Here is an 8,744-nt window from a genome sequence, read left to right on the forward strand (position 1 = left end):
ACCAGGGTAATACCACGAATGGCCTATTGGTATTTACCCTCGGAAAACACTTAGTCGTTCAATGCGCAATCGAGCAGGAAGGATTGCGACAGGGCGCGGTGTACCGGGCACTTGTTGGCGATCTCCAGCAAGCGTTGTCGCTGTTCCGCGCTCAGCTCGCCGTCGAGCGTGATCTGGCGGTGGATGCAGTGGCGGGCGACGCCATCGACTTCGACCTTGTGCAGCGACAGGTTGACGCTGACCTGGCGCAGCGGCAGGCCCTTGCGTTCGGCGTACATGCGCAGGGTGATCGAGGTGCAGGCCCCGAGGCCCGCCATCAGGTAATCGAAGGGGGCCGGACCGGCGTCGTCGCCGCCCAGTTCCGCCGGTTCTCCCGCCAGCAGATGGTGCTGGCCGGCGATGACTTCCTGCTGGTATCTTCCCAATCCGTTTTCCCTGACGGTGACGTTGCCTGACATGCTTACCTCCTCTGATGAACTGCCGGGCATGATACGCCCATCGCTCTGGGTCGAACATTACAGCGCCTTGTTGCCGGCAGGCGGTGAAGTGCTCGACCTCGCCTGCGGCGGCGGCCGCCATGCCCGTCTGCTGGCCGGGATGGGGTATCGGGTTTGCGCCGTCGACCGCGATGCGGGGGCCCTGGACAGGTTCGCCGGCGTACCGGGCATCGCCAGCGTCTGTGTCGACCTCGAGGGCGAGTCCTGGCCGCTGACCGGCCGCCGTTTTTCCGGCATCGTCGTCGTCAACTACCTGTGGCGAGCGCGGCTGCCCGACCTGCTGGCGACGCTGCAGCCCGGCGGCGTGTTGATCTACGAGACCTTCATGGACGGCAATGCAGCGTACGGCAAGCCGTCGAATCCCGATTTCCTGCTCCGACCGGGTGAGCTGCGCGCCGTCGCGGCGGCGGCCGGGTTGCAGGAAATCGCTTACTTCGAGGGTTACGCCGGCGAGCCGAAACCCTGCCGGCGCCAGGCCATCGCCGCCCGTCGGCCTACCTGAGCAGCGGCCGCAGCGCCGGCCAGACGTGGTCGAGCAGCAGCGGCTGGGCGGCGGCCGTCGGGTGCAGGTTGTCGGCCTGGAACAGCTCGGGGCGGGTCGCCACCGGTTCGAGCAGGAAGGGCAGGTAGGCGGTCCTTTCCGCCTTGGCAATCTCGTCGAAGCGCTGGAAGAACTGCTCGGCGTAAGGGCCGTAGTTCGGCGGCAGGCGCATGCCGGCGAGCAGCACGCGGGCGCCGGCCTTCCTGGCGGCGGCGATCATCGCTTCCAGGTTGTTTTCCATCTGCTTCAGCGGCAGGCCGCGCAGGCCGTCGTTGGAGCCCAAAGCCAGAATCACCACCGCCGGCTGGTGTTCCGTGATCGCGGCGGCGAAGCGGGAACGGCCGCCGGCGCTGGTTTCGCCGGAGATCGACAGGTTGGCGACGCTATAATCGAGGCGTTGCTCGCGCAGCCGCGCCTGCAGCAGCGATGGCCAGGCCTGCTGCGGGCGGATGCCGTAACCGGCGGAAAGCGAGTCGCCCATGACCAGGATGGTCTTGGCGGCCAGCGCCGACGGGGCGAAGACGAGCAGCGACAACAGGAACAGGAAAGCACGCATGGCGGATAAACCGGTGGTTGAAGTGGCAGGCTTGGGCAAGACCGTCGATAACGGCGGCGCGCCGCTGACGATTCTGCAGGATATTTCCTTCACGGTCATGCCGGGCGAAACGGTGGCCATCGTCGGCGCCTCCGGTTCGGGAAAATCCACGCTGCTCGGACTGCTCGCCGGGCTCGACGTTCCCAGTGCCGGCGCAATCCATCTTGACGGCGTTTCGCTCGCCGCCCTCGACGAGGACGCGCGCGCCGTCCAGCGCGGCCGGCTGCTCGGTTTCGTCTTTCAGTCTTTCCAGTTGCTGCCGGCGCTGACCGCGCTGGAGAACGTCATGCTGCCGCTCGAACTCGCCGGCCGCAAGGACGCGGCGGCGCAGGCGGCCGACTGGCTGGAGCGCGTCGGCCTCGGCCATCGCCTCAAGCACTACCCGAAGCACCTCTCCGGCGGGGAGCAGCAGCGCGTCGCCCTGGCCCGCGCCTTTTCGCCGGCACCGCGACTGGTGCTGGCCGACGAGCCGACCGGCAACCTCGACGCGGCGACCGGCCAGCAGGTCATCGAGCTGATGTTCGACCTCAACGCCAAACAGGGGACGACGCTGGTGCTGGTCACCCACGACGAGGCGATCGCCGCCCGTTGCGGTCGCGTGCTGCGCATCCAGGCGGGGCGGCTGGCCGACTGAGCGCCGCTTGCGGCGCTGCTCAGGCGCTCTCGGCGCAGCGGCGCCGGCTTTCCTGCGGGTCGCGAAAGATCAGCGGGCGTTGCGTGGCGCCCGGCCTTTCGGCGGCCGCCAGCGCTTCGAGCACGCGCTCGTGCTTGGGGCTTTTCGGACACACCGGGTCGGCGGCCTCGGCATCGCCGGCGAGCAGATAAGCCTGGCAGCGGCAGCCGCCGAGGTCTTCTTCCTTGTGCTCGCAGTCGCGGCAGGGCTGTTTCATCCAGCCGGTACCGCGATAGCGGTTGAAACCCGGCGAGTCGTACCAGATGTCGCGCAGGCTGCTGTCGCCGACGTTCGGGAAGCTCAGGCCGGGCAGCATGCGGGCGGTGTGGCAGGGCAGCGCGGTGCCGTCCGGGGTCACGGTCAGGAAGACGTTGCCCCAGCCGTTCATGCATTTCTTCGGTTTGCCTTCGTGGTAATCCGGCACCACGAAGAGGATGCGCATGCGGTCGGCCAGTCTGGCCTTCCATTCGTCGGTGATGGCCTCGGCCGCCCGGAGCTGTTCGCGGCTGGGCATCAGTTGCTCGCGGTTGAGCAGCGCCCAGGAGTAGTACTGGGCGTTCGCCAGTTCCAGGTATTCGGCGCCGAGTTCGTCGGCCATCTCGATGATGCGGCCGATCTGCCCGATGTTCAGGCGGTGGATGACGACATTCATCACCATCGGCCAGCCGCGCTCGCGGATCATCCTGGCAACCTTCTGCTTGAGGTCGAAAGTGCGGGTGTGGCTGAGGAAGTCGTTGATCTCGCGGGTCGAATCCTGGAAGGAAAGCTGGATGTGGTCGAGCCCGGCGGCCTTGAAAGCATCGAGCCGGGCTTCGGTGAGGCCGACGCCGGAGGTGATCAGGTTGGTGTAGTAGCCGAGCCGGCGGGCCTCGCCGACGAGGATTTCGAGATCGTCGCGGAGCAGCGGCTCGCCGCCGGAGAAACCGCATTGCACGGCGCCGAGTTCGCGGCCTTCGCGCAGCACGCGCAGCCAGTCGTCGGTGGATAGCTCTTGCTCGTGGCTGGCGAAGTTGACCGGGTTGTAGCAGAACACGCAATGCAGCGGACAGCGGTAGGTGACCTCGGCGAGCAGCCACATCGGCGGGCCGGGTTGGCGCGGTGCGTTCATCTTGTCTCCTGGGCCAGGCGCAGCCAGCGCTTCTCGACGGCGATGGCGATGAAGTTTTCGACCTCGCCGGCCAGGCCGGCGGTGGCGAAAGTCTGTTCGAGTTCGGCGACGATCCCGCGCACGCTGCGCGTGCCGTCGCAGCGGGCGAGGATTTCGCCGGCGCTGCGGTTGAGTTTGATCATGCCCTCCGGATAGAGCAGCACATGACAGTCCTGCGCCGGCTCCCACTGGAAGCGGAAGCCGTGGCCGAGGCGGGGCGTGCCGTCGTTCATGCCGCCCGCCGTTCGTCGGTGACGCCGTTGGTGCCGTAGTGCTGGGCCATGACGTCGTTCATGACCCAAAGGATGTCGAGCTTGAACCTGAGAATCTGGATCGCCCTTTCCTGCTGGGCGCGGCTGCGGAAATGGTCGAGGGTGACGTTGAGCCCCTGGATCACGTCGCGCGGTGCCTGGCTGGTCCGGTTGCGGAAGTATTGCAGTCCGGACGATTCGATCCACGGATAGTGCTCCGGCCAGGTGGCCAGGCGCTGGCGGTGGATCACCGGGGCGAACAGCTCGGTCAGCGACGAGCAGACGGCCTCCTGCCACGGCGCGCGGCGGGCGAAGTTGATGTAGGCGTTGACGGCGAAACGCACGCCGGGCAGGACGTGGCGCAGGTCGGTGATTTCCTCGCGGGAGAGGCCGACGGCTTCGCCGAGGCGGATCCAGGCTTCGATGCCGCCGGCGTCGCGCAATTTTTCGCCGTCGGGCAGGCCGTACTCGAAACCGTCGTGGTCGAGGATGCGCTGCACCCAGCCGCGCCTTACCTCGCGGTCCGGACAGTTGGCCATGATCGCCGCATCCTTGACCGGAATGGCGATCTGGTAATAGTAGCGGTTGGCTACCCAGCCGCGGATTTGTTCAGGCGTCGCGCGGCCGGTGTTCAGCATGACGTTGAACGGGTGGTGGATATGGTAGGCCTTGCCGTTTTCGCGCAATTGCCGTTCGAATTCCTCGCGGCTCCAGGCGGGGCGGCCGTCGTCGGCGTCGTGCAGTTCGGCCAGAAGGTCGGCTCGGATCATGGTTCGTCTCTCCGGTTGTCAGATGTGGATCAGCCAACCGTCCTCGGCGACTTCGATGCCACGGCGCGTCAGTTCGGCGCGTTCGGCGGAAGCTTCGTCGAGGATCGGGTTGGTGTTGTTGATGTGGATGAGGATCTTGCGGACATGGCGCGGCAGTTCGTCCAGCCATTCCATCATGCCGCCGGGGCCGGACTGCGGCAGGTGGCCGATGTCGCGCGCAGTCCGGGTCGACAGGCCGGCAGCGATCATCTCGTCGTCGGTCCAGAAGGTGCCGTCGACCATCACGCAATCGGCTGCCAGCAGGCGGGCGTGGACTTCCGGTGTGCGGGCGCCGAGGCCCGGGGCGTAGAAGAGCTTCCTGCCGCTGCCCAGGTCGGTGATGGTGACGCCGACGTTGTCGCCGGCCACCGACGCCTCGCGGTGCGGCGAGTAGGGCGCTGCCTTGCTGGAGAGTGGCAGCGCCGAGAATTCGATGCCCGGCACCTTGGGCATGCGGAAAGGCGTGCCGTCGAGCGGGATATGCTGGCGGTCGACGCCGCAATAGTGTTCGAGCACGCGCAGCACCGGGTTGCCGCTGCGCAGGTCTTCATGGACCGGGTCGGTGCACCACAGCGCCATCGGCGTCTTCTGCTCGCGCAGCATGAAGAGACCGGTGGCGTGGTCGATCTGGCCATCGACCAGCAGGACGCCGCCGATGCCGGTATCGCGCAGCGCACGAGCGGGTTGCAGGGCGGGCGTCGCCTTGATCTGCTGCAGGATGTCTGGCGAGGCGTTGAGTAGCGCCCAGTCCGGACTGTCGTCGGCGGCAACGCAGATCGACGACTGGGTACGCGGCTTGGCGCGCATGCTGCCGTCGCGCACGCCGGCACAGTTGCGGCAGTTGCAGTTCCACTGCGGAAAGCCGCCGCCGGCCGAGGCGCCGAGAACGATGAGTTTCATGATCGAGGTCCGGAAAAAGCCGTCGCCCGCCGGGAGCAGGCGACGGCAGCGCGCTTAGCGGGCGGCGATGTACATGGTGATTTCGAAGCCGAAGCGGAAATCACAGGCGGTCGGGGTTTCCCATTTCATGAGTTGGTCTCCTTGGTCGGTGGATAGGGTGACGTTGTTGTCGCGATTGGCCAGTCAAAACAGGTGACCGGCTGGGATCAACTATCGCAAGCCGTCGCCCGACGCGCGCCCAGAGAAACATGATTTGCATCTCCAGATTTTCATGACGGATGCCTTGCCCAAGCTGGTTAGAATGCCGCCATGCGCTACCTGTCACCGGCCGACGATCCCTGGGCGAGCGGCTATCTGCCGGTCGACGGCGGGCATCGTCTGTACTACGAGCAGCGCGGGGCGGCCGATGGCATCCCGGTCGTCGTCGTGCATGGCGGGCCGGGGTCGGGGAACTCGGCGGCGCACGCCGCTTTCTTTGCCGCCGACCGCTACCGCGTCATCCTGGCCGATCAGCGCGGGGCCGGCCGCAGCGAGCCGGCCGGCCGGCTGGAGAACAACACCACGGCCGACCTGCTGGCCGACCTCGACCGCTTGCGCGTCCATCTTGGTATTGCGCGCTGGCTGGTGGTCGGTGGCTCCTGGGGGGCGACGCTGGCGGTGCTGTATGCGGCGGCGCGCCCTGAATCCGTGCGCGGGCTGCTGTTGCGCAATCCCTTTCTGGCACGGGCCGCCGATCTCGAGTGGTTTTTCGGTGGGGCGAAAGCGAAACATCCGGCGGCCTGGCTTGCCTGGGCGGCACTGGGCGTGCCGGCTGCGCCGGGCGCCATGTTGCCGTGGCTGGACGCCGACCTGCACGCGGCCAGCGAAGCGCGGCAGGCGGCCCTGGTCGCCGCCTGGCATGGCTGGGAAGGCGCGCTTGCCGGCACGCCGGCGCGCCCGCTATCGGCGCGTGAGCGCGAAGGACTGCGGCGCCGCTATCGGCTGCAGTGTCACTATTTTCGCCAGAATTGTTTCCTGGCGGAGAACGGCATTCTGGACGCGAGCCCGGCGCTGGCTGCGGCGGCGCTGCCGGTTCATGTCGTGCAGGGCCTGGCCGACGACGTTTGTCCGGCAGCGGCGACGCGTTTGTTGCTGGCGCGTCTGCCGCACGCTTCCTGGGATGCCATCGCCGGTGTCGGTCACGATCCGTTTGCGGCGCCAATGCAAGAGGCGACCCGCGCTGCACTGGATTGCTTTGCGGCGACCGCCGCCTTCCCGTCGGGGAACCGGCTGCCGCTCGCCTGAGCCGGTCAGGCGAGCGTTTCGCTGGCCGCCCGCCGGCCGCTCCTGACGGCGCCTTCGAGCGTTGCCGGGTAGTCGGTCCAGGTGTAGTCGCCGGCTAGGATGAGGCGCGGGTCGGCGGTGATATGGGACGGTCGCGCCTGTTGCGGGAGGCAGGAAAAAGTCGCCCGTTTTTCGCGGATGACGCGCCGCCAGTCGGCCGCTCCGAGGCCCAACGCGCTTTCGATTTCCCCTGCCAGCGCCTCGTCGGACAGGGCTTCCCAGTCGCCGTGGCCGCTGATCGCGCAGCCGAACAGGCCGTTGCCGCGGTCGATTGCCCAGGCGCCGGTGGCGCCGCCGAGGTGCAGGAGCGGGAAGGGCAGCGCGCTTGTTGGCGCAAATTGCAGGTAGACCGTGGCAATCGGTTCGTAAGCGAAGCGGGCATCGATTTCCGGGAGTAGCGCTTGTAGGTGCTGTGGCGCGACGGCGACGACGACCGCGTCGAAGGTTTCGCCATCGATGCAGGCATCGGACACGCTGCGCACCCGCTGGCCGAAGCGCAGCGTCGCGCCGTTTGCCGTGAGCCAGCGGCAGGCCGGTTCCGGCAGCAGTTCGCCGAAGGGTACGCGCGGCAGCAGAAGGTCGGTGTCGGCGCGGCGCGGGCTGCCCAGGCTGTCGCGCAGGACGTTCGCAAACAATTGCGCCGACGCGCGTTCGGCCGGGGTGTTGAGCGCGGCCAGGCAGAGCGGCTCCCACAGCTTTTTACGCAGGACGCCGGTCTGGCCGGCGGCGTCGAGCCAGTCGGCGACGCTTTCGTCGCGCGTCAGGCGAAAGCCGCGCCATTTGACGCGCTGCATCCAGAGGGCGGTTTTCAGCTTTTCCGGCAGGTTGACCGTGGCCGCCGTGAGCAGCCCCCAGGCGACGTTGAACGGCGCCGGCCAGCGCGGTAGCGCCAGGCGGAAACCGTCGCGGTCGACGACCTGCAATGGGCGGCGCTCGAACAGCGCGTCCGGATCGGCGCCGACGCTGCGCATCAGCGCCAGCGTTTCACGGTAGGCGCCAAGCAGCAGGTGCTGGCCGTTGTCGAGCGTGCGCCCGTCGATATTGACCGAACGGCCGCGCCCACCGGCGACGCGACCGGCTTCGTAGAGGGTGACGGCGGCGCCGCGTCGGGTCAGGTCGACGGCGGCGGCAAGGCCAGCCCAGCCGGCGCCGACGACGGCGACCTTCACCCGCTCAGCCCTTGATCCAGGTCTTCGCCGCCAGCCACAGCTTGCGCGTCGCCGGCAGCGAAATGCGCTGGTGCAGCACCTGGAAGTTCTCGCCGCGGATTTCCTCGAGCAGGGTGCGGTAGATCGCCGCCATGATCAGGCCGGGGCGCTGGTTCTTGCGGTCGATGGCCGGCAGTAGCGCGAATGCCTGTTCGTAGTAGCGCTGGGCGCGCTCGTACTGGAACTGCATCAGCGCCGTGAAGTTGTCCGAATACTTGCCGTTGAGGATGTCGGCGGCGGGGACGTTGAACTGCTTGAGTTCATCCATCGGCAGGTAGATGCGGCCGCGCCGCGCGTCCTCGCCGACGTCGCGGATGATGTTGGTGAGCTGGAAGGCCATGCCCAGGTCGTGCGCGTACTTCTGCGTCTGCCGGTCCTGGTAGCCGAAGATCTCGGCGGCGAGCAGGCCGACGACGCTGGCGACGCGGTAGCAGTAGAGCGACAGCCCCTTGAAGTCGAGATAGCGCGACTGCTGCAGGTCCATCTCCATGCCGTCAATGATTTCCAGCAACTGCTCGCTCGGCAGGTTGATACCGGGGGCGACCGCCTGCAGCGCCAAGCCGACCGGGTGGGTGGCCTGTTTCTCGGCGATGCGCTGCACCTCCATCCGCCACCAGACCAGCTTGGTCGAGGCGAGCGAGAGGTCGGAGCATTCGTCGACGACGTCGTCGACCTCGCGGCAGAAGGCGTACAGCGCCATGATCGCCTGGCGGCGTTCAGGCGGCAGGAAGAGGAAGCTGTAATAGAAGGAGGAGCCGCTCTTGGCGCACTTCTCCTGGCAGTATTGGTCGGGGCTCATG

12 protein-coding genes are annotated in these 8,744 nt (G+C 67.6%); 3 read left to right on the plus strand and 9 right to left on the minus strand.

The window, feature by feature from the left end; translation table 11 throughout:
- Positions 1–50 precede the first annotated feature (50 nt).
- Positions 51–458 (minus strand): OsmC family protein, encoded by a 408-nt coding sequence (locus AC0KWY_RS01770; RefSeq protein WP_474027947.1) that lies wholly within the window; start codon positions 456–458, stop codon positions 51–53.
- On the opposite strand from AC0KWY_RS01770, the gene AC0KWY_RS01775 reads away from it, so the two are divergent.
- Positions 457–999, plus strand: coding sequence for a class I SAM-dependent methyltransferase (locus tag AC0KWY_RS01775; RefSeq protein ID WP_474027948.1), 543 nt, complete (start codon positions 457–459; stop codon positions 997–999). The two genes, AC0KWY_RS01770 and AC0KWY_RS01775, sit on opposite strands and share 2 nt — an antisense overlap.
- On the opposite strand, the gene AC0KWY_RS01780 is transcribed toward AC0KWY_RS01775, so the two are convergent.
- The gene (locus tag AC0KWY_RS01780) at positions 992–1,594 is read right to left on the minus strand and encodes an arylesterase (RefSeq protein WP_474027949.1); all 603 of its coding nucleotides are present in this window, start codon (positions 1,592–1,594) and stop codon (positions 992–994) included. The genes AC0KWY_RS01775 and AC0KWY_RS01780 overlap by 8 nt on opposite strands.
- Here AC0KWY_RS01780 and AC0KWY_RS01785 point away from each other — a divergent pair.
- Positions 1,593–2,267 carry an ABC transporter ATP-binding protein gene (locus AC0KWY_RS01785; RefSeq protein WP_474027950.1) on the plus strand — a complete coding sequence of 225 codons (675 nt, stop codon included), beginning with the start codon at positions 1,593–1,595 and terminating at the stop codon, positions 2,265–2,267. The two genes, AC0KWY_RS01780 and AC0KWY_RS01785, sit on opposite strands and share 2 nt — an antisense overlap.
- Before the next feature lie 19 nt (positions 2,268–2,286).
- Here AC0KWY_RS01785 and pqqE read toward each other — a convergent pair whose 3' ends face one another.
- The 5 genes from pqqE to pqqA are packed head-to-tail and all read right to left on the minus strand — an operon-like array spanning position 2,287 to position 5,542.
- Positions 2,287–3,414, minus strand: coding sequence for a pyrroloquinoline quinone biosynthesis protein PqqE (gene pqqE, locus AC0KWY_RS01790; protein WP_474027951.1), 1,128 nt, complete (start codon positions 3,412–3,414; stop codon positions 2,287–2,289).
- Positions 3,411–3,686 carry a pyrroloquinoline quinone biosynthesis peptide chaperone PqqD gene (gene pqqD, locus AC0KWY_RS01795; protein WP_474027952.1) on the minus strand — a complete coding sequence of 92 codons (276 nt, stop codon included), beginning with the start codon at positions 3,684–3,686 and terminating at the stop codon, positions 3,411–3,413. Before pqqD ends, pqqE begins: the two co-directional genes overlap by 4 nt.
- Positions 3,683–4,474, minus strand: a complete 792-nt coding sequence (pqqC, locus tag AC0KWY_RS01800; RefSeq protein ID WP_474027953.1) for a pyrroloquinoline-quinone synthase PqqC — start codon at positions 4,472–4,474, stop codon at positions 3,683–3,685. The genes pqqD and pqqC overlap by 4 nt, the downstream gene beginning before the upstream one ends.
- A gap of 18 nt (positions 4,475–4,492) precedes the next feature.
- Positions 4,493–5,413, minus strand: a complete 921-nt coding sequence (pqqB, locus tag AC0KWY_RS01805) for a pyrroloquinoline quinone biosynthesis protein PqqB (protein ID WP_474027954.1) — start codon at positions 5,411–5,413, stop codon at positions 4,493–4,495.
- A 54-nt stretch (positions 5,414–5,467) separates the two neighbouring features.
- Positions 5,468–5,542, minus strand: coding sequence for a pyrroloquinoline quinone precursor peptide PqqA (pqqA, locus tag AC0KWY_RS01810; RefSeq protein WP_141353941.1), 75 nt, complete (start codon positions 5,540–5,542; stop codon positions 5,468–5,470).
- A gap of 180 nt (positions 5,543–5,722) precedes the next feature.
- Here pqqA and AC0KWY_RS01815 point away from each other — a divergent pair, with 180 nt between their 5' ends.
- The gene (locus tag AC0KWY_RS01815; protein ID WP_474027955.1) at positions 5,723–6,697 is read left to right on the plus strand and encodes an alpha/beta fold hydrolase; all 975 of its coding nucleotides are present in this window, start codon (positions 5,723–5,725) and stop codon (positions 6,695–6,697) included.
- Positions 6,698–6,702: 5 nt separating this feature from the next.
- Here AC0KWY_RS01815 and hpnE read toward each other — a convergent pair whose 3' ends face one another.
- Together hpnE and hpnD are read right to left on the minus strand one after the other, a co-directional pair.
- Positions 6,703–7,905, minus strand: coding sequence for a hydroxysqualene dehydroxylase HpnE (gene hpnE / locus AC0KWY_RS01820; RefSeq protein ID WP_474027956.1), 1,203 nt, complete (start codon positions 7,903–7,905; stop codon positions 6,703–6,705).
- 4 nt (positions 7,906–7,909) lie between these two features.
- Positions 7,910–8,743 carry a presqualene diphosphate synthase HpnD gene (gene hpnD / locus AC0KWY_RS01825; protein ID WP_474027957.1) on the minus strand — a complete coding sequence of 278 codons (834 nt, stop codon included), beginning with the start codon at positions 8,741–8,743 and terminating at the stop codon, positions 7,910–7,912.
- Position 8,744 lies beyond the last annotated feature (1 nt).

Source organism: Azonexus sp. MM2026_4 (genome assembly GCF_055901855.1).

Excerpts from the sequence above, each read along its gene's own strand:
- AC0KWY_RS01775 (WP_474027948.1), top strand. The coding sequence starts at position 457 with ATGCTTACCTCCTCTGATGAACTGCCGGGCATGATACGCCCATCGCTC.
- AC0KWY_RS01770 (WP_474027947.1), bottom strand. The coding sequence starts at position 458 with ATGTCAGGCAACGTCACCGTCAGGGAAAACGGATTGGGAAGATACCAG.
- AC0KWY_RS01785 (WP_474027950.1), top strand. The coding sequence starts at position 1,593 with ATGGCGGATAAACCGGTGGTTGAAGTGGCAGGCTTGGGCAAGACCGTC.
- AC0KWY_RS01780 (WP_474027949.1), bottom strand. The coding sequence starts at position 1,594 with ATGCGTGCTTTCCTGTTCCTGTTGTCGCTGCTCGTCTTCGCCCCGTCG.
- pqqE (WP_474027951.1), bottom strand. The coding sequence starts at position 3,414 with ATGAACGCACCGCGCCAACCCGGCCCGCCGATGTGGCTGCTCGCCGAG.
- pqqD (WP_474027952.1), bottom strand. The coding sequence starts at position 3,686 with ATGAACGACGGCACGCCCCGCCTCGGCCACGGCTTCCGCTTCCAGTGG.
- pqqC (WP_474027953.1), bottom strand. The coding sequence starts at position 4,474 with ATGATCCGAGCCGACCTTCTGGCCGAACTGCACGACGCCGACGACGGC.
- pqqB (WP_474027954.1), bottom strand. The coding sequence starts at position 5,413 with ATGAAACTCATCGTTCTCGGCGCCTCGGCCGGCGGCGGCTTTCCGCAG.
- AC0KWY_RS01815 (WP_474027955.1), top strand. The coding sequence starts at position 5,723 with ATGCGCTACCTGTCACCGGCCGACGATCCCTGGGCGAGCGGCTATCTG.
- hpnD (WP_474027957.1), bottom strand. The coding sequence starts at position 8,743 with ATGAGCCCCGACCAATACTGCCAGGAGAAGTGCGCCAAGAGCGGCTCC.